The sequence below is a fragment of the Salinimicrobium catena genome, from assembly GCF_900102915.1.
GTDB lineage: Bacteria > Bacteroidota > Bacteroidia > Flavobacteriales > Flavobacteriaceae > Salinimicrobium > Salinimicrobium catena.
In genome coordinates this window covers 713,789-736,877 of record NZ_FNGG01000001.1, presented here as the reverse complement: position 1 = coordinate 736,877, position 23,089 = coordinate 713,789, and the positions used below count along the sequence as shown (strand labels likewise).

Below are 23,089 nucleotides of genomic sequence, written 5' to 3'. Positions count from 1 at the left end.
ATCATCTCACCTTTTTCAGGATCTCTGCCGCCTCTACCAGAGTTTCCTCTGTTTTAGCAAAGCAGAACCTTAGCTGCTTTTGATCGAGTTGATCTTTGTTGAAAACAGAAACAGGAATGCTCGCAAGGTTATATTCAGTGATCAACCTGCGGGCAAAATCCACATCGTGTTCCTGAGTGACATCAGAATAGTCCAGTAGCTGAAAATAAGTTCCCTGTGCCGGAATGGCTTTAAAAGCCGTATCCTGTATCAGCTCCAGGAACCTGTCCCGCTTCTCCTGGTAGAATTTTCCCAGTTGCAGGTAATGCGAAGGTTCTTTAAGATATTCAGCAAAGGCCCGCTGAGTGGGATGATGCACGCAAAAAACGTTCACTTCCATCACTTTCCAGATCTCCGCCATCAATTCTGCAGGAGCCACGCAATAACCCATTTTCCAGCCTGTATTGTGAAAGGTCTTTCCAAATGAGGCGCAAACAACCGCTCTTTCGGCCAGTCCGGGGAATGCAGATGCGCTGTGATGCTGCAGCTCATCAAAAATGATGTGTTCATATACCTCATCACTTAGCAGGATTATGTCGGTATCCCTAAGCAAAGCTTCAAGCTGTTGCATATCTCTCTTAGAAAATACTTTCCCACTCGGGTTGTGAGGCGTATTGATGATAAGCATCCTGGTTTTAGAAGAGATCTTTGCTTTCACCTCATCCCAGTCCACTTCATAATCCTTGCCCTTCATCTGCACCAGCACGGGCTTACCACCGTTTAATTCTATGGCCGGCTCGTAACTATCGTAAGCGGGCTTCAGCACGATCACCTCATCACCCGGCTGCACGAAAGCGGTAATAGCAAGAAATAGGGCCTGGGTAGCACCGTCTGTTACCGTGACCTCTTTATTAGGATCGTATGTCTTTTTGTGCAGCGCCTCGATCTTGTTCACGATTTGTTCCCTAAGCTGCGGAATTCCCGCCAAAGGCGCGTACTGGTTATAGCCGTCCTTCATGGCTTTGGTGACCAGGTCCTTCAGCCGTACATCGGTCTCGAAATTGGGATAACCCTGCGACATATTGACCGCGCCGTGGTCTCTCGCCATCTTTCCCATTACAGTAAAGATGCTGGTTTGATGCTTCGGAAGTTTGGAGGAAAATTGAGTTACTGCTGACATTAATTTTTTGTTTTAAGGTGCAAAAAAAATCCCGGACTGCAAAGTCCGGGACCCTTCCTGATAACAGTTCAAAAATACTATTTTACGCTCGCCTTCAGGTATTCCCTGTTCATGCGCGCGATGTTCTCTAAAGAAATTCCTTTAGGACATTCAATTTCACAGGCTCCTGTGTTGGTACAATTTCCGAAGCCTTCTTTATCCATTTGCTCTACCATGGCCAAAACCCTTCGGGTAGCTTCCACCTCTCCCTGAGGCAGTAAAGCCATCTGGCTTACCTTAGCCGAAGTGAACAGCATGGCGCTGGCATTCTTACAGGCTGCCACACATGCCCCGCAACCAATACAGGTAGCGGCATAGAAAGCAGCATCTGCCTTGTCTTTAGCAACCGGAATAGAGTTCGCATCCTGCGTATTTCCTGAAGTGTTCACAGAAATATACCCACCGGCCTGCTGAATTCTTTCAAATGAAGTTCTGTCTACCACAAGATCCTTAATCACCGGGAATGCCGCAGCTCTAAAAGGTTCGATAGTAATAGTATCCCCGTCTTTGAACATTCTCATGTGAAGCTGGCAGGTAGTGATTCCGCGGTCTGGTCCGTGCGGTTCTCCGTTGATCTGCAAACTACAGGTACCGCAGATCCCTTCGCGACAATCATGGTCAAAAACCACAGGTTCATCTCCCTTTTCTATCAGCTCCTGGTTGAGAACATCAAGCATTTCAAGAAATGACATATCTGGATCAACACCTCCTAATTGGTAGGTTTGAATACCTCCTTTTGCGTTGGCATCTTTTTGACGCCATATTTTTAGTGTAAGATTCATATTCTACAGTATTGAGTAGTGAGTAATGAGAATTGAGCATCTAACTTCTCAAATCTCATATCTCAAATCTATTTATAACTCCTTGTTTTAACTTCGATGTTCTCGTACTTGAGCTCTTCCTTATGCAGGATGGCATCTCCCGGTTTTCCGGTAAATTCCCATGCAGCCACATACATAAAGTTCTCATCATCCCTAAGGGCTTCCCCTTCTTCGGTTTGATATTCTTCTCTAAAGTGTCCTCCACAAGATTCTTCCCTGTGCAGGGCATCTTTTGCGAAAAGCTCCCCAAGTTCAAGGAAATCGGCAACACGTCCGGCTTTTTCAAGTTCAGGGTTCATTTCATTAATACCTCCCGGTACTTTAACATCTTTCCAGAATTCTTCTCTCAAGGCTTTGATCTCCTCGATCGCCTCTTTAAGACCTTCAGCGTTTCTGGACATACCTACTTTGTTCCACATGATCTTTCCAAGACGCTTGTGGAAATCGTCTACAGACCTGGTTCCTTTTGAATTGATGAACTTCTCAAGCTGCTCGCGCACCCTGCTTTCAGCTTCATCAAATTCCTTGGAATCTGTAGGGATCTTCCCGGTACGAATATCGGCAGCAAGGTAATCTCCCATAGTATAAGGCAGCACGAAGTATCCGTCGGCAAGCCCCTGCATTAAAGCAGATGCTCCAAGCCTGTTAGCCCCGTGGTCTGAGAAGTTGGCTTCTCCCGCGGCGAACAATCCTGGAACTGTAGTTTGTAAGTTATAATCAACCCAAAGTCCACCCATGGTATAGTGAACCGCAGGATAGATCTTCATTGGAGTTTCGTACGGATTCTCGTCAACGATCTTCTCGTACATTTGGAAAAGGTTTCCGTATTTAGCCTCTACCACTTGTTTACCAAGCTCAAGGATCTTTTCTTCGGAAGCATTTTCGATCTTTTGTGTAGCAACAGCCTCTTTTCCGTAGCGCATAAAGGCACTGCTGAAGTCAAGGTAAACTGCCTCCCCGGTCTTGTTAACTCCAAAACCTGCATCGCAACGCTCTTTTGCAGCCCTTGAAGCCACATCACGAGGAACGAGGTTACCAAATGCAGGGTAACGTCTTTCCAGGTAGTAATCACGGTCTTCTTCGGCAAGTTCTGTAGGCTTAAGCCTTCCTTCGCGAATGGCCTGCGCATCTTCCAGTTTCTTCGGGACCCAGATACGACCGTCATTCCGAAGAGATTCAGACATTAACGTCAATTTAGACTGATGATCTCCTGAAACCGGGATACAGGTAGGGTGAATTTGAGTGAAACAAGGGTTAGCGAAAAACGCTCCTTTTTTATGCACCTTCCAGGCAGCAGTCGCGTTACTTCCCATTGCGTTGGTAGAAAGAAAGAACACGTTACCGTATCCACCCGAAGCGATCACCACTGCGTGTGCACTGTGTCTTTCGATCTCTCCCGTTACCAGGTTACGCGCAATGATCCCACGGGCTTTCCCGTCAACGATCACCACATCAAGCATTTCGTGACGGGTATAAGATTTGATCTTTCCGCGGTTGATCTGCCTGTTCATGGCAGAATAACATCCTAACAGCAGCTGCTGCCCGGTTTGTCCTTTCGCATAGAAAGTACGGGAAACCAGTACCCCTCCAAAAGAACGGTTGTCAAGCAACCCTCCATATTCGCGGGCAAAAGGAACCCCCTGTGCCACACATTGGTCAATGATATTTCCGGAAACTTCGGCCAAACGATATACGTTGGCTTCACGGGCACGATAATCTCCTCCTTTTACCGTATCGTAAAAAAGACGGTAATCTGAGTCGCCGTCTCCCTGGTAATTCTTTGCCGCGTTGATCCCTCCCTGCGCCGCGATAGAGTGCGCACGTCTTGGGGAATCCTGGTAGCAAAAAGTCTTAACGTTATAACCAAGCTCTGCAAGAGTAGCGGCCGCACTTCCTCCCGCCAGTCCTGTTCCTACAACGATAACATCTATGTTACGTTTGTTGGCAGGGTTTACCAGGTTAATGTCATTTTTATGTTTTACCCACTTTTCGGCCAGGGGCCCTTGTGGTACTTTAGAATCCAAAACTCCCATAGCTTAAATTTTTTCTAGTACAAAATAGATGTAAAAAGGTATAATGGCGAATGCCAACGGCACAAGAATCGCGAAAGCCACTCCCGTTTTCCTAATGAAATTGTTGTACTTGGGGTGATTCACACCCAGAGACTGAAAGCCACTTCCAAAGCCATGATACAAATGAAAAGCGATTGCGATCATCGCCACTAAATAAATAACTGCCCAAACCAGTCCCATTTCAGGATCCTGAAAGGTTTTTACGGTAAGGGTGTACAGATCTTTTACTTCTTCACCACTTGCAGTAGTGTAAACGGTGTTATCGAGACCTCCGAACTTCATTTCTCCCCAGAAGTTGATAAGATGAATAACAATAAAAGCCAGAATAACTGTTCCCAGGATCCCCATGTTCCGTGAAGACCATTTGGAGTTGGTTGCAGGTTTAAAGCTCACATAACCTTGAGGCCGGGCCTTTCGGTTATTTACAGTAAGAATGATACCGTCGATCACATGAAAAAGAATACTCGCAAAAGTTACGATGGAAAGTACTCTTACCGCCGGATTGGTGGTCATGAAAAGTGCATATTCATTGAACTGGTCCCTTGCACCCGCTCCGGAAGCCAACAACTGAAGATTTCCTGCAAGGTGCCCCACCAGAAACAAACATAGAAAAAGGCCGGTGAAAGCCATCCAGTACTTCTTGGCCAGAGATGACTTTAATAGCGCAGATTTTGCCATAAATTTTATGATTATTTTAATAAAGTGAAACAAAAATACGCCCTTTCACCTCATTAGCAAATTTTACTTCTTTAATTAACCACTATTTAGAATGGGTTTAAAGAGGATTTCCTTACCCGAAATATATTCTTGTTTGGACTTCAGAAAAAAGCATTTTTTGGCACTTATTCGTTCTTCGGATTTATAGGGTATTTCAAGACTTCTCCCCTTTAATTTTTTAAATTTGTGGCACACACTAAAATTTCACCCATGAAATATCACCAAATAGACAAGAATCTCTTTATAAAGAATCGAAAAAACTTCACGGCCAAAATGCAGCCCAAAAGTCTCGCGGTTTTCAATTCAAATGACATTTACCCTATTGGAGCTGACAGCACCATGCCTTTTGAACAGGCCAGAGACCTGTTCTACCTGAGCGGTGTAGACCAGGATAAAAGCATTCTGGTTTTATTTCCCGATGCCCCCAATGAAAAGCATCGCGAAATGCTCTTTTTAACCGAAACCAATGAACATATTGCCGTTTGGGAAGGTGAAAAACTGACGAAGGAGAAAGCCTTTGAAGTTTCAGGCATTAAAAATGTCTTTTGGCTGAAGGATTTTGAAAAAGTGTTCTTTGAAGTGATGACCCAGTGCGACACAGTTTACTTCAACACCAACGAACACTACCGCGCCAACGTGGAGACCGAGACCCGGGAAGCCAGGTTCATCAAATGGTGTAAGGAACAATATCCTGCGCACCGCGTAGCAAAAAGCAATCCTATTCTCCAAAGACTTCGCTCCATCAAAGATCCCATAGAACTTGATCTTATGCAACAGGCTTGCGATATTACCGAAAAAGCCTTCCGCAGAGCTCTGAAATTCGTAAAGCCGGGGGTTTGGGAATATGAGATCGAAGCCGAGTACTGGCATGAGATGATAAGAAACCGCTCCAGAGGATTCGCTTACACTCCTATTATTGCCAGCGGACAGAATGCAAACGTGCTACATTATATAGAGAACAACCAGCAGTGTAAGGAAGGAGAATTGATCCTGTTGGATACCGGAGCCGAATATGCCAACTACTCCAGTGACCTTTCCAGAACCATTCCTGTTTCAGGAAAATATACCAAGCGCCAGAAGGAAGTTTACAATGCGGTGAACAGGGTAAAGAACGAAGCTACCAAAATGCTGGTTCCGGGAACCATCTGGGCCGACTACCACGTAGAAGTTGGAAAACTGATGACTTCTGAGTTACTCGGGCTTGGCCTGCTGGACAAAGCTGATGTTCAGAATGAGAATCCTGACTGGCCGGCTTATAAGAAGTACTTTATGCACGGAACTTCTCACCACATTGGGCTGGATACGCATGACTACGGCCTGCTGCACGAACCAATGGAAGCCAGCATGGTCTTCACGGTAGAGCCGGGTATTTATCTACCCGATGAAGGCTTCGGAATCAGGCTGGAAGACGATGTGGTGATCCAGGAAAAAGGAGAACCTTTCAACCTCATGAGAAACATTCCTATTGAGGCTGATGAGATCGAAGACATCATGAACTCATAAATATTATGTCACGCTAAACTGAAAGCCACAGAAAACTTTTAAAATTGAATTCTGTGGCTTTTGTTTTTTCTGAAATTTCCCCTGCATGAAAATAAGGTATAGAAATAAAGACATTCATTACACCAGCGAAGGTACGGGAGAGACCGCGGTCCTACTGCACGGCTTTTTAGAATCCAAAGAGATCTGGACCGACTTCATTCCGGAGTTTCTGAAATATGGAAGAGTTATCACCATAGATCTTCCCGGTCACGGAGAATCGGAGGTCATTGAAGAGGTCCACACCATGGAACTCATGGCCGACGCAGTTTATGCAGTTCTGAAGGAGGAGAAAGTTCAGCAGGCAAATTTCATAGGTCATTCCATGGGAGGATATGTGGCGCTGGCCTTTCTTGAAAAACATCCTTCAATGATGCACGAGTTCATGCTGCTCAATTCTACTCCGAAGGAAGATTCCAGAGAAAAAAAGACAAATCGGGAACGGGCCATTGAAGTGGTCAAAAAGAACAAAAGGGCTTTTATTAGCATGGCCATCTCAAATCTACTTACTCCTGAAAATGATAAAAAATTTGTTAAAGAAGTTAACGAAATTAAGGAAAGAGCTTATCAATTTCCGGCTGAAGGGATCATTGCTGCTCTAAAAGGTATGAAAATTCGTACAAATAAAGAGAAGCTTTTGGCCCAATTCAACGGCACAAAAGTCATTGTGACCGGTCAAAATGATCCTTTGATAGAATTAAAAGCAATAAAATCAATAGCAGACAAGTGTAACTGCAGGTTTTTCACACTTCCGGGAGGGCATCTCAGCTATCTTGAAAGTAGGAAAAATTTTATAAAATTGTGTATTTCATCGAAAAAATAACCTTTTTATCGATTTTTTGATTTTGTTTACATAATTTTAACTATCACTAACCAAAACTTCTAAAAGCATGATTACGAAAAAGCCCCACCTTATGTTTTCGATCGGCAGATTGTTTTGTTGCTATTTTGGTCATCGCCTTCACATCTCCAGAAGGATCACCAACCACATTAAAGAGTATTCCTGCACCAGATGCGGACAGGAAATGACAGACACCGCAAACGGCTTTTTAGCCAACCTTACCCCGAGGCTTCAGGAAACCAACACCTTTTTGGCCAAGATCCACGAACGGCGCCGTAACAGAAAAATGATCCTTAAGGCTTCTTAGTCATTCTCTCTCATGGCATTCCACCCGCGAGCGATCAAAGGAATTTTTTGATTTGCCCGGGTAATAAGGTGCATACCCTCACTTTCTTCAGCTATGTGCCCAATGACCGTAAAATTGGGATTCCCCTTGATCTTTTCGTAGTCGGTCTGCGCAATAGTGAACAGCAATTCATAATCTTCACCGCCGCTTAGCGCGATGGTGGTACTGTCAAGCTGGAATTCCTCGCAGACAGAGATAACGGCAGGATCAAGCGGGATCTTTTCTTCATATAAATAAACCCCTTTTTTAGACCGTTTACAGATATGAATGGTTTCTGAAGAGAGACCGTCGCTAATATCGATCATTGAGGTAGGCTGCACACCAAGAGCCCTGAACAGCGGCGGAATATCTTTACGCGCCTCGGGCTTTAATTGTCTTTCAATAAGGTAGGTGTAAGGATCAAGATCGGGCTGAGATTGAGGATTCACTTTAAAAACCTCTTTTTCCCTCTCCAATACCTGCAACCCCATGTAGGCAGCGCCAAGGTCTCCCGTTACTACCAGCAGATCATTCACTCCGGCCCCGTCGCGATAAACGATCTCTTCGCCATTTGCAGAACCCAAAGCAGTAACACTAATGATCAAGCCCGAAGTAGAAGAAGAAGTATCTCCTCCCACCACGTCGACTTTGTAAAGCGCAGCAGCCAGTTCTATCCCCGCGTACAATTCTTCCAGCGCCTCGACCGGGAAACGATTGGAAACAGCAAAGGAAACCGTGATCTGGTGCGGGATGGCGTTCATGGCATAAACATCGGATAAATTTACCATCACCGCCTTGTAGCCAAGATGTTTAAGAGGCATGTAGGACAGGTCAAAATGCACGCCTTCCACAAGCATATCGGTGGTCACAACAACCTTCTCCCCTTTGAAATCCAGCACAGCGGCATCATCTCCAATCCCTTTGATCGTGGTTTCCTGGGTGATCTTGAAATTTTCGGTAAGATGGTCAATGAGGCCAAATTCCCCATATTCTGAAAGACTCGTCCTGCTTTCCCCTTTATTTTCGAACATAACTTCTGCTTTATTTACTGCAAAATTAAGGCATATAACTTCAAAACAAGGCAGATGTTCTAAAAATCCAAACTTCAGATCAACCTCGATCAGAATAATCTTCAGCACCAAAGCACATCTTTCTGTGTATCAACTTTTTCCGAATAAAAAGAACATTTTCCATCCACAACTCTTTAATAGCCTCCCATAATGCAAGTATTCCTTTTTCTAATGCCTTTTAGCATGGTTAAACCTATCCTTTGTATTATATTTGCACTTAATTTAGAATTAATCTTTATAAGAGTATGATCAAGGTAAGTGAAAGCGCCAAAAAAAGGATAACTGCCCTCATGGCCGAGGATGGTTTTGATTCCCTGCAGGACTTTGTTCGTGTCGGTGTTAAAAGCGGTGGATGCTCTGGTCTTTCCTACGAATTGAAGTTTGACAAGACTCAGGCTGAAGGGGACAAACTGATCGAGGACAACGAGATCAAGATCGTTGTTGACAAAAAAAGTGTCCTTTACCTCGCCGGAACCATATTAGAGTACTCCGGAGGCCTAAATGGCAAAGGATTTGTATTCAATAATCCAAATGCGCAGCGAACTTGCGGATGCGGGGAGAGTTTCTCCTTATAGGTTCCGGATTTAATATTTAAAATTCAATATTGGCAGTGAGCAGCTATAAAAATTTTGAGGATCTGGAAATTTGGAATCGGGCAAGAGAGATCTGCCAGGATATTTTTTTACTGAAAGAAGGCACAGACCTCAAAAATGACTTTAAACTTTACAACCAGATAAACGGCTCCTCCGGTTCTGTTATGGATAATATAGCTGAAGGCTTTGAAAGGAATGGAAATAAAGAATTCCATCAATTTCTGGCAATAGCCAAGGCTTCAGCGGGCGAAACGAGATCACAACTATACCGAGTAGCTGACAGGAATTATATAGACAAAGAGGAATTTGACAAGCATTCTAACAAATTAATCAAGCTGAGTAAGCAGATAAGCACTTTTATGACTTACCTGAAGAAAAGTGACTTGAAGGGGCAGAAGTTCAAAGGCCAACATGACCTTGAACCATGAACCTTAAACATTAAACTAACGAGATGGCATATACTGAAGACGATTTAAAAAAGGAACTCGACCAGAAAGAGTATAAATACGGGTTCTATACCGATATAGAATCGGATACTTTTCCGGTGGGATTGAACGAGGATATTGTGCGGGCGATCTCCAAGAAGAAGAACGAGCCGGAATGGATGACCAACTGGCGACTTGAGGCTTTCAGGGCCTGGGAGAAGATGGATGAGCCCGATTGGGCCAATGTGCATTACGAAAAGCCAAATTTTCAGAACATTTCCTATTATTCGGCGCCGAGTAAAAAGCCAAAGTACGACAGTCTTGACGAGGTTGATCCGGAGTTGTTGGACACCTTTAAGAAGCTTGGTATCTCCTTAGATGAGCAGAAAAAACTCGCAGGGGTGGCAGTAGACGTGGTAATGGACTCCGTTTCGGTAACCACTACTTTCAAGAAAACCCTGGCCGAAAAAGGCATTATTTTCTGTTCCATGTCCGAAGCCATTCAGGAACATCCAGAACTGGTAAAGAAATACATTGGAACCGTAGTGCCTCAAAAAGATAATTTTTACGCGGCTTTGAATTCCGCAGTATTCAGTGATGGTTCCTTCTGTTATATTCCGAAGGGAGTAAAATGTCCTATGGAACTGTCAACTTATTTCAGGATCAACCAGGCAGGAACAGGACAGTTCGAGAGAACGCTTGTGGTTGCCGATGAAGGAAGCTATGTAAGCTACCTTGAGGGTTGTACCGCGCCACAGCGTGATGAGAACCAACTTCACGCCGCAGTGGTGGAACTTATCGCTCTTGACGACGCAGAGATAAAATATTCAACGGTACAGAACTGGTACCCGGGAGATAAAGAAGGAAAAGGAGGGGTATTCAACTTCGTGACCAAGCGAGGACTTTGCGAGAAGAACGCGAAGATAAGCTGGACGCAGGTAGAAACAGGATCGGCCGTTACCTGGAAATATCCATCCTGTGTGCTGAAAGGTGATAACTCGGTAGGAGAATTCTACTCTATCGCGGTTACCAACGATTTTCAGCAGGCAGATACAGGGACAAAAATGATCCATCTTGGAAAAAACACCAGAAGCACGATCATTTCAAAAGGAATTTCGGCAGGACAAAGCCAGAACAGCTACCGCGGACTGGTACAGATAAACAGCAGGGCCGAGAACGCCCGAAACTTCTCGCAGTGTGACTCGTTGCTGATGGGGAACCGGTGCGGCGCGCACACTTTCCCTTACATAGAGGCCAAGAACAAGACCGCCAAGGTGGAGCACGAGGCTACTACCAGTAAGATCGGGGAAGACCAGATCTTTTACTGTAACCAGCGCGGGATAGATACAGAAAAAGCGATCGCGTTGATCGTGAATGGATTCAGTAAAGAGGTATTGAACAAATTACCGATGGAATTTGCCGTAGAGGCTCAAAAACTATTGGAAATATCTCTGGAAGGATCTGTGGGATAAAAGAAAAAGCATGAAAACAAAACTATTCGCATTACTAATAGGATTATTCATGTTTTCCGCTTGCGGAGACGAAACAAAAGAAGAAATAGAACCGGCTGTTCCTGAAGTTGCTCAGGATAGCCTCACTACAATAGAAGCCGAATTCATTTTTCTGGCAGATGCTGCGGTCCTAAAAGGCCGAAGTTTTATCTACGGAGTAGAAATGGATTCGGTTTCGCGGGAGCTCATCAAAAAAGTAGAACCTTTAAAAAGGGATGAATTTGACATGGTTCCGGTAGTGGTAAGAGCAAAAGTGATCGAAAACCCCAGACAGGAAGGATGGGATGAGATCGCGCAAATAAGGGAGATCCTTGAGATCCCCGAAAGACAAACCGACAGCGTAGAAGCACCGGTTATAAACAACAATTAGAAAAACCCTGATTAACAGGAAATTCAATAGAAATTATGCTTAAAATAAAGAATTTACACGCCAAAGTAGAAGGTCTTAAAATATTAAAAGGCATTGACCTGGAGATCAATCCGGGGGAAGTTCACGCCATCATGGGCCCTAACGGTTCAGGAAAAAGTACCCTGTCATCGGTAATTGCCGGAAAAGAAGAGTATGAAGTGACCCGCGGAGAAATCCTTTTTGAGGGGGAAGATCTTGGTGAAGACGCGCCCGAAGAAAGAGCACACAAAGGAATCTTCCTTTCTTTCCAGTATCCTGTTGAAATTCCCGGGGTTACCGTGACCAATTTTATGAGAACGGTGATCAACGCCAATAGGAAAGCCAGAGGCCTGGAAGATATGCCGGCCAATGAGATGCTGAAAAAGATCAGGGAGAAATCTGAACTTTTAGAGATCGACCGCAAATTCCTTTCCCGTTCGCTGAACGAAGGATTTTCGGGAGGGGAAAAGAAACGAAACGAGATCTTCCAGATGGCGATGCTAGAGCCTAAACTCTCTATTTTAGACGAGACCGATTCAGGATTAGATATTGACGCGCTAAGGATCGTGGCTAACGGGGTTAACAAATTAAAGACTCCTGAAAATGCCACTTTAGTGATCACTCACTACCAAAGGCTGTTAGATTACATCGTGCCCGATTTTGTACACGTGATGTATGACGGAAGGATCGTAAAATCTGGAACCAAGGAACTGGCCCTGGAACTGGAAGAAAAAGGTTACGACTGGATCAAAGAAGAAGTAGGCGCTTAAGAGGCCCATACTTCAGAAAAAATTGATTTTGTCCACCGTTTCCCGATTTGGGAACAATAAATTAAAGAAATGGAATTAAAAGATAAATTATTATCCTCTTTTCTGGCTTTTGAAGAGAACGTGAACATGAATTCAGAAATTCACGAGATCAGGAGCCGCGCGATAAAAGATTTTGAAGCTGCAGGTTTCCCGACCAGGAAGCAGGAGGCGTGGAAATATACCTCGCTGAACAAGGTCCTGAATCACGACTATACCGTTTTTCCGAAGAAAGAGGATACCATAGAATACAGAGATGTTGAGAAGTATTTCATCGATGATATCGACACTTATAAGATCGTATTTATCGATGGTATATACTCATCTCATCTTTCATCGACCACCCACGAGAAGATCGATGCCTGCCTGATGTCGTCGGCTATGAACAGCTCGAAGTACAAGCCGGTGATCGACAATTACTTCAATAAAGTAGCGCCACAGGAAAGCCTTACTTCCCTGAATACCGCCTTCTCACATGAAGGAGCATATATCAACATTCCCAAGAATACGATGGCGGATAAACCAATCCAGATCATCAATTTTTCTACAGGGAATGAGTCAGCATTGATGGTGCAGCCAAGAAACCTTGTCGTAGTGGGAGAGAACTCACACGTACAGATCATTGAGAGACATCAGAGCCTTACAGATCATCCGGTATTGACCAATTCGGTTACCGAGATCTTTGCAGACAAGAGAGCGATTGTAGACTATTACAAAATACAGAACGATAATCACCAGGCTTCGTTGATCGACAATACCTTTATTGAGCAGCAACGCGAAAGTGTATGTTCTGTGCATACGTTCTCTTTCGGCGGAAACCTTACAAGGAACAACCTGAACTTCTATCAGAAAGGAGAAAGAATAGATTCTACCATGAAAGGGGTAACCGTGATCGAAGGAAAACAGCATGTAGATCACAACACCCTTGTGCACCACGCAGAGCCCAATTGTGAAAGTCATCAGGATTACAAAGGGGTTTATGGCGAAAGCTCTACCGGCGTGTTTAACGGAAAGATCGTGGTTGAAAAAGAGGCCCAGAAGACCAATGCCTTCCAGAGCAACAACAACATCTTGCTTGACGATAAGGCGACCATCAATTCAAAGCCTCAGCTGGAGATCTTTGCAGATGACGTGAAATGTAGCCACGGGTGTACCATAGGGCAGCTTGATGATGAAGCTTTGTTCTACCTGCAATCGCGTGGGGTGCCTGCAAAAGAAGCAAGAGCTTTGTTAATGTACGCTTTTGCGAACAACGTGCTGGAAAGTGTGAAAATTCCGGAGCTAAAAAAACGCATCAATAATATCATCGCTGAGAAGCTTGGGGTGAACATTGGTTTCAACCTGTAAAAAATAAACCCAGATTTCCTGAAATGAAAGTTGCCACAGAAAAAGCGCATTTTAATGTAGAGACCATTCGAAAGGATTTCCCCATCCTCTCCAGGAAAGTGAACGGGTATCCGCTGGTCTATTTTGACAATGCCGCTACTTCACAAACTCCGCAGCAGGTAATTGATACTATAGTTGATTACTACTCCCGTTATAATGCCAACATTCATCGCGGGGTGCATACCTTATCCCAGGAGGCTACTGACGCTTATGAGGAAGCGAGGATCAAGATTCAGAAACATTTTAACGCGGAAAAGTCTCACGAGATCATTTTCACTTCGGGGACTACTCATGCCATCAACCTGGTGGCAAGCGGATTCGCTTCCCTGCTGAAAAAAGGCGATGAGATCATTGTTTCTGCCCTGGAACATCATTCCAACATCGTGCCCTGGCAAATGTTGTGTGAAAAAACAGGCGCTCAGTTGAAGGTGATCCCTATGGGTGAGGAGGGAGCTTTAAAAATGGATGAATTTGAAGCCCTTCTTTCAGAAAGAACAAAGCTGGTATTTGTAAATCACGTTTCCAACGCCCTGGGAACGGTGAATCCCGTGAAAGAGATCATTAAGAAAGCTCATGAAGTTGGCGCCGCAGTATTGTTAGACGGAGCACAGGCAGCACCACACATCAAAGCCGATGTTCAGGAGCTGGATGTGGATTTTTACGTTGTTTCCGCCCATAAAATGTGCGGACCAACAGGAGTGGGAGTGCTCTACGGAAAAGAAGAGTGGCTCAATAAACTTCCGCCCTACCAGGGAGGAGGGGAGATGATCGCCACAGTGACTTTTGAGAAAACTACTTATGCCGACCTTCCGCACAAATTTGAAGCCGGCACCCCTAATATCTGCGGCGGTATCGCATTTGGCGCGGCGCTGGATTACATGAACAACATCGGTTTTGACACTATTGCCGCCTATGAGCAGGAGCTGCTGGAGTACGCCACAGAAAAACTTCGGGAAATTGAAGGTTTGAAGATCTATGGAACTTCCGGCGAAAAAACGGCGGTTATTTCCTTCAATATTGGAGATATCCACCCCTATGATATTGGGACGATCATAGATAAGCTGGGCATAGCCGTTAGAACCGGGCATCATTGCGCCCAGCCCGTTATGGATTTCTACGGAATTCCGGGAACGGTGCGCGCCTCTTTTGCCTTTTACAATACCAAAGAGGAAATAGACGTTTTCGTGAAAGCCGTGGAACGGGCAAAAAATATGTTGTCATAAGATTTCTTCGGAAAGATTCCGAAGCTTAAATAGGAAATACTGTGAAGACAATTAAAGAGATACAGGAAGAGATAGTTGACGAGTTCGAAATGTTCGATGACTGGATGCAGCGCTACGAGCATATGATCGAGCTGGGAAAATCTCTTCCGCTTATAGAAGAAAAATACAAGACCGATGACAACCTGATCAAAGGATGTCAAAGCAAGGTCTGGGTTCATGCCGAACTGGAGGACGACAGGCTGGTGTTCACCTCCGACAGTGATGCCATCATTACCAAAGGTATTATTGCCATCCTGGTGAGGGCATTTTCAAATCAGCCGCCAAAGGCGATCATTGAGGCAGATACCACTTTCATTGATGAAATTGGCCTTAAAGAGCATTTGTCACCCACCCGCGCCAACGGGCTGGTCAGCATGATCAAACAGTTAAAGATGTATGCCGTGGCATATCAAACACAATTGAATTAAAATGGAACACGCAAAGAATTCAGAAGTTCTGGGAGAGAAGATCGTTACCGTCTTAAAGACCATTTACGACCCCGAAATTCCTGTTGATATATACGAACTGGGATTGATCTACGACGTCATGGTAAGCACAGACAACGAGATCAAGATCCTTATGACCCTTACTACTCCAAACTGTCCCGTAGCCGAATCTTTACCTATGGAAGTTGAAGAAAAGGTAAAATCAATGGATGAGGTGACAGACTGTGAAGTGGAGATCACTTTTGATCCGCCATGGAGCCAGGAACTGATGAGCGAAGAAGCCAAACTGGAACTCGGAATGCTTTAGTCAACTATGGCAGATGAAATTGTAAACAGAGTAGCGAACAGCAAGCTGGTAACTGTTGATCTTGAGGATCTTTACCCCGAGGGGCCAAGGGTCCTTTTTGACATTAAGGACTGGTTGCTGGAAGGGCTGGTATTAAGGGAAAAGGAATTCAGAAAAAGCGCCAAAGAACATGACTGGTCTCAGTATGAAGGCGCCTATGTTGCCCTAACCTGCTCTACAGATGCCATTATTCCCGGCTGGGCATACATGTTATTAAGCACCTACCTGGCTCCAGTAGCAAAAAAAGTAGTGACAGGTGACCTTGAAATGCTGGAAACAGTACTCTACACTGAGGTTCTTCAGGAATTTGATGTTTCCGAATATCAGGACCTGCCGGTCATTGTAAAAGGTTGTTCCCGCAAACCTGTTCCCAAAAATGCTTATCTTCAGCTTATAAATAAATTACAACCTGTAGCAAAAAGTATCATGTACGGGGAAGCCTGTTCTTCGGTACCCCTTTATAAAAGATAGACTATGAAAAGAATTTTACTCTCTGCACTCTTGTTAATTGGATTTATTGGAACTGCCCAGGAAAAGGAAGAAGAACCCTTGCCTGATGGGTGGCATTCACAGGGAAAATTCCAGTTGCTCTTCAACCAGTCTGCATTCAACAAGGAATGGACCGGAGGAGGAACCTCGAGTGTGGCGGGAAATCTGATGCTTGACTATCAGTTGAACTACAAAAAAGGCAGTTTCACCTGGGACAATAAATTACTGGCCAATTACGGACTAACCAAGCTTAACGGGGACGAATTCACCCGCAAGACCAGTGACCGCCTGGAGCTTAATTCCATCGCCGGGAAACAGATCAACCAGACCAACTGGTATTATTCGTTTTTCACCAATTTCAGGACCCAGTTCAGCAAAGGTTATGAATATTTTGAAGATCCTGCCTCAGGAACCGAGAACAGGGTTGAGACCACTCACTTTCTTTCTCCCGCATACCTGCAGGTTGGTCCCGGTATGATGTGGAAGAAAAATGATAATTTCTGGTTCAACATAGCGCCCGCCACTTCCCGCTTCATCTTTGTGGATAAAGATTTCACCTCTGCGCCAGGATATGTTGACGGCAGCTACTTTGGAGTAGATCAGGGAAAATCCTCAAGATATGAACTGGGTGCTTCTTTCACCGGCTACGGAAAATTCGAGGTCGTTACCAATGTTACGATGGAAAACACGCTTAGCCTGTACTCAAACTACCTTGACAAACCCGGAAACGTCGATATTGACTACCTCATGAACCTGGAAATGGCTATCAATAAATTTCTTTCAGCCAATCTTATTTTCCAGGCCATCTATGATGATAATACCGTTGCCGCTTTCCAGATCAGGGAAGTTTTTGGTGCAGGTTTTAATTACACCTTTTAATAAACCAACATTAGGGAATGTTTAAGAAAGCATCGGCTTTCTTCACCCTATAGGAACCACCCAATTGTGTAACTTTGTAGTTACACTTAATACGTCTATGTTAGAAAAGAGCAATTTAGAATACGAAAAAGTTGTTTTGATAGGGATCGTCACCCGCGAACAGAATGAAGAGAAGTTAGAGGAGTATCTTGACGAACTGGAGTTTTTGACCTACACCGCAGGAGGAGAAGTGGTCAAACGCTTTTCCCAAAAGATGGACATGCCCAACCCGAAGACCTTCATTGGCTCGGGAAAAATGGAGGAGGTACGTCATTTTGTACAAGAGAACGAAGTGGGAACCGCCATTTTTGATGATGAACTTTCACCTGCACAACAAAAGAATATTGAGAGGATCCTTAATTGCAAGGTGCTTGACAGAACCAACCTCATATTGGACATCTTCGCCCAACGCGCCACGACCAGTTATGCCCGTACCCAGGTAGAACTGGCCCAGTATCAATACCTGCTACCCAGACTTGCGGGTATGTGGACCCACCTTGAAAGACAGCGCGGGGGTATCGGGATGCGCGGACCGGGGGAGACAGAGATCGAAACTGACCGTCGTATTGTTCGTGATAAGATCTCCCTGCTCAAGAAAAAACTGGAGACCATTGACAAACAAATGGAGGTGCAGCGTGGTAACCGTGGACAACTGGTGCGGGTAGCGCTTGTAGGATACACCAACGTAGGGAAATCTACATTGATGAACGTAATAAGTAAAAGCAAGGTCTTTGCAGAAAACAAGCTTTTTGCCACCCTTGACACCACCGTTAGAAAAGTGGTGATACGTAACCTGCCATTCCTGTTGACCGATACTGTTGGATTCATCAGGAAACTTCCAACCCAGCTGGTGGAATCCTTTAAATCTACTCTTGATGAAGTACGGGAAGCCGACCTGCTGCTGCACGTGGTGGATATTTCCCATCCGAATTTTGAGGAACATATAGCTTCTGTGAACCAGATCCTTGCAGAAATAAAAAGTGCAGACAAGCCAACGCTGATGGTCTTTAACAAGATCGATGCCTATGAAGCCGAAAAGATCGAGGAAGATGACCTTATGACCGAAAGAACAACCTCTCACTACACCCTTGCCGAATGGGAAAAGACATGGATGAACCGGCTGGGAGAAGATGTGCTGTTCATTTCGGCGCTGAATAAGGAAAATTTAGAGGAGTTCAGGAAGAAAGTGTATGAAGCGGTCCGGAAGATCCACATTACCCGCTTCCCGTACAACAACTTTCTTTATCCTGAATATGATGCTTATGGCGAAGAGGAATAAAACAATCCACCTTATTATTCAAATAGCTTCTGCAAAACAGAAGCTATTTTTTTGGAAAAAGCCGTACCTTTAGAGGAACTAATTTCATGTATATGAAGACATTAGTACTTTTGCTTTCTCTCCTTCTATCAACACTTCTCAATGCGCAGGATATGGAAGGTGCCTGGAAGCTCACCCACGAAGACGGGAAGGAAGTCAATGACAGGGTAGTCATTAAGATCTACCAGGATGGCTATTTTGCATTCATCTCAAAAGAAGCTGAAACCAATGAATTTTTGGCGGCAGGCGGTGGAGAGTTTTTCCTTGACAATGGCTATTCTGAAGTTTATGATTTCCATACCGAGGATTCCACCCTGGTAGGACAGGAGGTGACTTTTACCGGCTATCATAGGTATGACGGACTCGTTCTTCAGGAAATAGCAGACGGCCCGGAAAAGACCTGGAAAAGGATCTCCACAGACAAGGATGATCTTTCCGGCAACTGGATAATCACCGGCAGGCAACGCAACGGAGAGCTACAGCGCAGCACCCCGGGAGCAAGAAGAACCATCAAGATCCTTAGTGGAGACAGGTTCCAGTGGGCGGCTTTTAATTCAGATACAGGAGAGTTTTACGGCAGCGGTGGCGGAACATATTCGGCTGAAGATGGAAAGTATACAGAGAACATCGAATTTTTCTCACGCGATAACAGCCGCGTTGGCGCAGAATTGCAGTTCAATTATAAGGTCGAGGATGGGGAGTGGCATCATTCCGGGAAAAGCTCCAAGGGCGAACCCCTGTTCGAGATCTGGACACCTTACCGGGAATTCTACAAAAGGGAAGAGTAAACTTCCGGCACATTTTCCTAAAAAAGGGATTTTTCAATCTATCTTCACCAAATACCAGCTTCAAATAATCTTCAGGTGAACAACAGGTTTATAGATCAGTGCATGATCTTCAGCAACTAAACAATAAGAAATTCCTGATTTCAAAAAATTAGCTTCGGTATTTCATTTTTTTATATCTTAAATGCAATTTTTCCGAAGTATTTAGCGAATACCCCTGCTTTTTAAAATATTTTATCATGAAGAGATTTCTTTACATCACTTTTGTCGCATTTTTGACAACCGCTTCCGCAGGTTTGGCTCAGGTCACAGATACCCAAAAACCGCGCGCTTCATCCTATCCTGAAGCACCAGATGCCATGCAGAAGGATTCGATCCTCACCATTCACGGAGATTCCCGTACAGATCCTTATTTCTGGATGCGGCTCTCTGACGAGCAGAAAATGGCTGAAGATCCCGATGCCCAGACCCAAAAAGTACTGGAATATCTAAAAGCGGAGAATGCCTACACCAAAACGGTGATGAAGGATACAGACTCCCTTCAAAAAGAGCTTTTTGAAGAGATCGTGGGGCGCATCAAGAAAACAGATGAATCTGTTCCTTATTTCAAAAATGGCTACTGGTACTACACCCGGTATGAAAAAGGGGGTGAATATCCTATTTATGCCCGCAAAAAAGGCAGCATGGAGGCTGAGGAAGAGATCCTGCTCAACGTTAATGAAATGGCAGAGGGTCACGATTACTTCAGCGTTACAGGCCTGGAGGTAAGCCCAAACAATAACCTGCTGGCTTTTGGAGTTGATACGTTAAGCCGACGGATCTACCATATCAAGTTCAAAAATCTGGAAACGGGAGAGATCCTGAATGATGTACTGGAAAATACTACCGGAGGTGGAGCCTGGGCAAATGATAATGAAACTTACTTCTACACCACGAAAAACAAGGTTTCCCTGCTTTCGGAAAAAATTTTCCGGCATAAACTTGGGGAGCCTAACAAGCAGGATGATCTAGTTTATCAGGAAGAAGACCCGTCCTTTTACATTGGCGTTTATAAATCGAAATCTGATGAATTCATTATCATTGGCACCAGCAGTACGGTAAGCAATGACTACTACGTTCTGGATGCGAACGATCCAACCGGCGAATTCCGCCAGTTCGCCTCCAGAGAAAGGGATCATGAATATACGATCCACCATTTCAAAGATAAATTCTACGTGGTGACCAACTGGGATGCAAAAAATTTCCGGCTGATGGAAACGCCTGAAAATGCCACCTCCAAAGAGAACTGGAAGCAAGTGATCCCTCACAGGGAGGATGTGCTGTTGACCGGGATCGAGATCTTTAATGATCACCTGGTGGTAAGCGAGAGAAGCAATGCACTCACACAACTGCGGATCATGAATCAGAAGAACGGAGAAGAACATTATTTGGAATTCGATGAACCCGCCTACGTCGCCTACACCTCTGTTAACCCTGAATTCAACACTGATAAACTCCGGTATATCTATTCTTCACTCACAACTCCAATGTCAACCATTGAATATGACATGGAAACAAAGGCCAAAAAAGTCCTGAAACAGGAAGAAATCATCGGGGGACATGACCCTGGGGAATATGTTACCGAAAGGATCTTTGCCGAAGCTCGTGATGGCACGAAAATTCCTCTTACCCTGGTTTACAAAAAATCCACGGAAAAAAGCAAAGAAACTCCACTCCTCCTCTATGCCTATGGTTCCTACGGTTCCTCGATGGATCCATGGTTTCGTTCAGACAGGTTGAGTCTGCTGGATCGTGGCTTTATCTTTGCCATAGCTCACATTCGCGGCGGTCAGGAAATGGGCAGAGAATGGTATGAGGCCGGAAAAATGTTCAACAAGAAGAACACGTTCACAGATTTTGTGGATTCCGCGGAATATTTGATCGACAACAACTATACTTCAGCTGACCATTTATATGCTATGGGCGGTAGTGCGGGCGGTTTGTTAATGGGTGCCGTGGTGAACATGGCTCCGGAGAATTTCAACGGCGTGATAGCTGCTGTTCCTTTTGTAGATGTGGTTTCCACCATGCTTGATGAAAGCATTCCCCTTACCACCAATGAATTTGATGAGTGGGGAAATCCTAAGAACAAAGACAGCTATGAATATATGCTTTCTTACTCGCCTTATGACAATGTCACCGCACAGGATTACCCTAATATGCTGGTCACTACCGGTTTGTTCGACTCGCAGGTGCAGTACTGGGAACCTGCAAAATGGGTGGCTAAGTTGAGAGATAAAAAAACAGACGATAATTTGTTGCTCCTGCACACCAATATGGAAGCAGGTCACGGCGGGGCATCGGGAAGGTTTGAACGTTACAAAGAAGTTGCCCTGGAATATGCCTTTTTGCTGAAGTTGGAAGGCTTGGTCCCCGATAAACCTGCCGGCACTAATTAGCGGTTACTAGGACATCATCAAGTTCATAAATCCCGTTATAGTAAGGGGAATCGCTTCCGGTATATCTGAACCCGATATAGCCTTTCCCCTCCACACAGGACAGGTCCACATGTCCGGAAGAGATCCAATCGCCGAAAAAATCTGAGTTCTGCGCTATATAAGCTGCCGAAAGCATTTTCCAGTTTGCCTGAAGAAAATTTTCTTCATTACCGTCCCAGTCGGTGGAGATCAACACCTCCAGCATACTGCCATTGGCAAAGCTGGTGGAGGTTTTAAAGGAGAGCACCTCGCCGGTGTTAGTATCAAAATTTATGGCCGGGCTTACCAACCAGCTTACGGTTTTTCTATCTCCGGAACCAGCCGGTCGCAACCGTGCCGATCTTCCCAGCGAAGCATTCGCGCCGGTAGCGGTGAAGGCTTCCCATTCCTTTGAGCCTTCCTGAACTATCTGCTTCCAACCGCTGCCCTTTATAGGTTTGTTATTAGTCTGTTCTGAAAAGTCTTCCGAAAAAAGTATTTTTGAACCATGAGCAGCAGCAAGACCGCAGTCTAAAGTTTGTTTTTCACACCTCGATTCTGTGAACCGAATATCATCTGGAGAATTTAGATAAATCGTATAAAACTCATCATAGAAGTCCCGAGTAAGCACCCCCTGTAGATCACCCGATCCTGCCGGCAGCCTAAAGGAGCTAAAATCGGCATAGGTACTGGTGCTTAATATGAAAGGGAAATCTGCTGTACAGCTTTCCAACAATCTCTCTCCGTCAAATTCATCCACATCTTCAGCGGCATAGGTGAACGGATTTTGAGGATCCACCAGAAAGTCCGAAAATTGCACATTTTTAAGCTCTACAAAAAGGTTTTCATAACGGTCATTGAATTGCAGGGCTTCTATCTGCAACGGAACGATCTCGGCGACTATACCTGTGCGGAAAAGATGGTCGGAGATCTTTGCCTGCGGAATGTTTTCGATCTGCTTCCCATTGACTACGCCCAAAGTCGGCACTCCGTTCATTTCGCCGATGCTCAAGCCATTTACGTTAATGAGCAACTTTCTTCCGAAGTCATAAAACTGGGAATATGAATTCATATTGATCCTGATATTTAAACCGGCTGTCGGGTTTTCTGGCTTATCCTGAACGATGAGTTCCTTGTAAAAATTCCCTGCTTCATCACTTGAAACTACATAGGCTTCAAAAATAAGATCTCCCTGAAAAGTGATTATTTCGTCAGGGTCCTGATAAAATAATCCCAGCACCGCATTGAGATCAGAATTAGGTTCAAGATCCACATCACTCAAATGAACAGTCTCGGGAAGATCAAAATCATCATGTGCCACGCAGGCATTAAGTAAAAGGAGAAGCAGAATAAAAATTTGGTTCAAATTTTTCATTT

23 protein-coding genes are annotated in these 23,089 nt (G+C 44.6%); 17 read left to right on the top strand and 6 right to left on the bottom strand.

Translation table 11 applies throughout. The annotated features are described in order from the left end of the window. Position 1 precedes the first annotated feature (1 nt). The 4 genes from BLS64_RS03345 to BLS64_RS03330 all read right to left on the bottom strand — a co-directional run bounded on the left by BLS64_RS03345 (position 2) and on the right by BLS64_RS03330 (position 4,769). Positions 2-1,159, bottom strand: a complete 1,158-nt coding sequence (locus BLS64_RS03345) for a methionine aminotransferase (RefSeq protein WP_093111685.1) — start codon at positions 1,157-1,159, stop codon at positions 2-4. Between the two features lie 77 nt (positions 1,160-1,236). Then, complete coding sequence (locus tag BLS64_RS03340) at positions 1,237-1,980, bottom strand: succinate dehydrogenase/fumarate reductase iron-sulfur subunit (RefSeq protein WP_093111683.1); 744 nt, start codon at positions 1,978-1,980, stop codon at positions 1,237-1,239. Positions 1,981-2,048: 68 nt separating this feature from the next. After that, on the bottom strand, positions 2,049-4,052 hold the full coding sequence (locus BLS64_RS03335; RefSeq protein WP_093111681.1) for a fumarate reductase/succinate dehydrogenase flavoprotein subunit: 2,004 nt from the start codon (positions 4,050-4,052) through the stop codon (positions 2,049-2,051). Between the two features lie 3 nt (positions 4,053-4,055). Next, positions 4,056-4,769, bottom strand: a complete 714-nt coding sequence (locus tag BLS64_RS03330; protein WP_093111679.1) for a succinate dehydrogenase cytochrome b subunit — start codon at positions 4,767-4,769, stop codon at positions 4,056-4,058. Between the two features lie 249 nt (positions 4,770-5,018). Here BLS64_RS03330 and BLS64_RS03325 point away from each other — a divergent pair, with 249 nt between their 5' ends. From BLS64_RS03325 to BLS64_RS03315, 3 genes are all read left to right on the top strand, one after another. Next, on the top strand, positions 5,019-6,311 hold the full coding sequence (locus tag BLS64_RS03325) for an aminopeptidase P family protein (RefSeq protein ID WP_093111677.1): 1,293 nt from the start codon (positions 5,019-5,021) through the stop codon (positions 6,309-6,311). A gap of 85 nt (positions 6,312-6,396) precedes the next feature. Beyond that, the gene (locus tag BLS64_RS03320) at positions 6,397-7,170 is read left to right on the top strand and encodes an alpha/beta fold hydrolase (RefSeq protein ID WP_093111675.1); all 774 of its coding nucleotides are present in this window, start codon (positions 6,397-6,399) and stop codon (positions 7,168-7,170) included. Positions 7,171-7,237: 67 nt separating this feature from the next. Continuing rightward, positions 7,238-7,495: a hypothetical protein gene (locus tag BLS64_RS03315; protein ID WP_093111674.1), complete on the top strand. Its 258-nt coding sequence runs from the start codon at positions 7,238-7,240 to the stop codon at positions 7,493-7,495. Here BLS64_RS03315 and thiL read toward each other — a convergent pair. Next, complete coding sequence (gene thiL, locus BLS64_RS03310) at positions 7,492-8,544, bottom strand: thiamine-phosphate kinase (RefSeq protein ID WP_093112299.1); 1,053 nt, start codon at positions 8,542-8,544, stop codon at positions 7,492-7,494. The genes BLS64_RS03315 and thiL overlap by 4 nt on opposite strands. Positions 8,545-8,828: 284 nt before the next feature. On the opposite strand from thiL, the gene BLS64_RS03305 reads away from it, so the two are divergent. From BLS64_RS03305 to BLS64_RS03240, 14 genes are all read left to right on the top strand, one after another. Continuing rightward, entirely contained in the window at positions 8,829-9,158 is a 330-nt protein-coding gene (locus tag BLS64_RS03305; RefSeq protein ID WP_093111672.1) for a HesB/IscA family protein, read from the top strand. A gap of 35 nt (positions 9,159-9,193) precedes the next feature. Then, positions 9,194-9,604 (top strand): four helix bundle protein, encoded by a 411-nt coding sequence (locus BLS64_RS03300; protein WP_176763424.1) that lies wholly within the window; start codon positions 9,194-9,196, stop codon positions 9,602-9,604. Positions 9,605-9,627: 23 nt separating this feature from the next. Further along, positions 9,628-11,073 carry a Fe-S cluster assembly protein SufB gene (gene sufB / locus BLS64_RS03295; RefSeq protein ID WP_093111670.1) on the top strand — a complete coding sequence of 482 codons (1,446 nt, stop codon included), beginning with the start codon at positions 9,628-9,630 and terminating at the stop codon, positions 11,071-11,073. Positions 11,074-11,083: 10 nt separating this feature from the next. Next, positions 11,084-11,482 carry a hypothetical protein gene (locus BLS64_RS03290; RefSeq protein ID WP_143019265.1) on the top strand — a complete coding sequence of 133 codons (399 nt, stop codon included), beginning with the start codon at positions 11,084-11,086 and terminating at the stop codon, positions 11,480-11,482. A gap of 35 nt (positions 11,483-11,517) precedes the next feature. Then, on the top strand, positions 11,518-12,270 hold the full coding sequence (gene sufC / locus BLS64_RS03285) for a Fe-S cluster assembly ATPase SufC (RefSeq protein ID WP_093111666.1): 753 nt from the start codon (positions 11,518-11,520) through the stop codon (positions 12,268-12,270). 69 nt (positions 12,271-12,339) lie between these two features. After that, positions 12,340-13,653, top strand: coding sequence for a Fe-S cluster assembly protein SufD (sufD, locus tag BLS64_RS03280; protein WP_093111664.1), 1,314 nt, complete (start codon positions 12,340-12,342; stop codon positions 13,651-13,653). A 23-nt stretch (positions 13,654-13,676) separates the two neighbouring features. Further along, complete coding sequence (locus BLS64_RS03275; protein WP_093111662.1) at positions 13,677-14,915, top strand: aminotransferase class V-fold PLP-dependent enzyme; 1,239 nt, start codon at positions 13,677-13,679, stop codon at positions 14,913-14,915. Positions 14,916-15,004: 89 nt separating this feature from the next. Beyond that, entirely contained in the window at positions 15,005-15,382 is a 378-nt protein-coding gene (locus tag BLS64_RS03270) for a SufE family protein (RefSeq protein WP_093112297.1), read from the top strand. A 1-nt stretch (position 15,383) separates the two neighbouring features. Further along, on the top strand, positions 15,384-15,707 hold the full coding sequence (locus tag BLS64_RS03265; RefSeq protein WP_093111660.1) for an SUF system Fe-S cluster assembly protein: 324 nt from the start codon (positions 15,384-15,386) through the stop codon (positions 15,705-15,707). A 6-nt stretch (positions 15,708-15,713) separates the two neighbouring features. After that, positions 15,714-16,217: a DUF2480 family protein gene (locus tag BLS64_RS03260; protein ID WP_093111658.1), complete on the top strand. Its 504-nt coding sequence runs from the start codon at positions 15,714-15,716 to the stop codon at positions 16,215-16,217. 3 nt (positions 16,218-16,220) lie between these two features. Continuing rightward, positions 16,221-17,114 (top strand): DUF3078 domain-containing protein, encoded by an 894-nt coding sequence (locus BLS64_RS03255; RefSeq protein ID WP_093111656.1) that lies wholly within the window; start codon positions 16,221-16,223, stop codon positions 17,112-17,114. Between the two features lie 97 nt (positions 17,115-17,211). After that, on the top strand, positions 17,212-18,432 hold the full coding sequence (hflX, locus tag BLS64_RS03250; RefSeq protein WP_093111654.1) for a GTPase HflX: 1,221 nt from the start codon (positions 17,212-17,214) through the stop codon (positions 18,430-18,432). A 92-nt stretch (positions 18,433-18,524) separates the two neighbouring features. After that, a complete protein-coding gene (locus BLS64_RS03245) occupies positions 18,525-19,259 on the top strand; it encodes a hypothetical protein (protein ID WP_093112295.1) in 735 nt (244 codons plus the stop codon). 236 nt (positions 19,260-19,495) lie between these two features. Then, positions 19,496-21,694, top strand: a complete 2,199-nt coding sequence (locus BLS64_RS03240) for a S9 family peptidase (protein WP_093111652.1) — start codon at positions 19,496-19,498, stop codon at positions 21,692-21,694. Here the strand turns inward: BLS64_RS03240 and BLS64_RS03235 are convergent. Continuing rightward, complete coding sequence (locus tag BLS64_RS03235; RefSeq protein WP_093111650.1) at positions 21,687-23,087, bottom strand: DUF5689 domain-containing protein; 1,401 nt, start codon at positions 23,085-23,087, stop codon at positions 21,687-21,689. The genes BLS64_RS03240 and BLS64_RS03235 overlap by 8 nt on opposite strands. Positions 23,088-23,089: the final 2 nt, after the last annotated feature.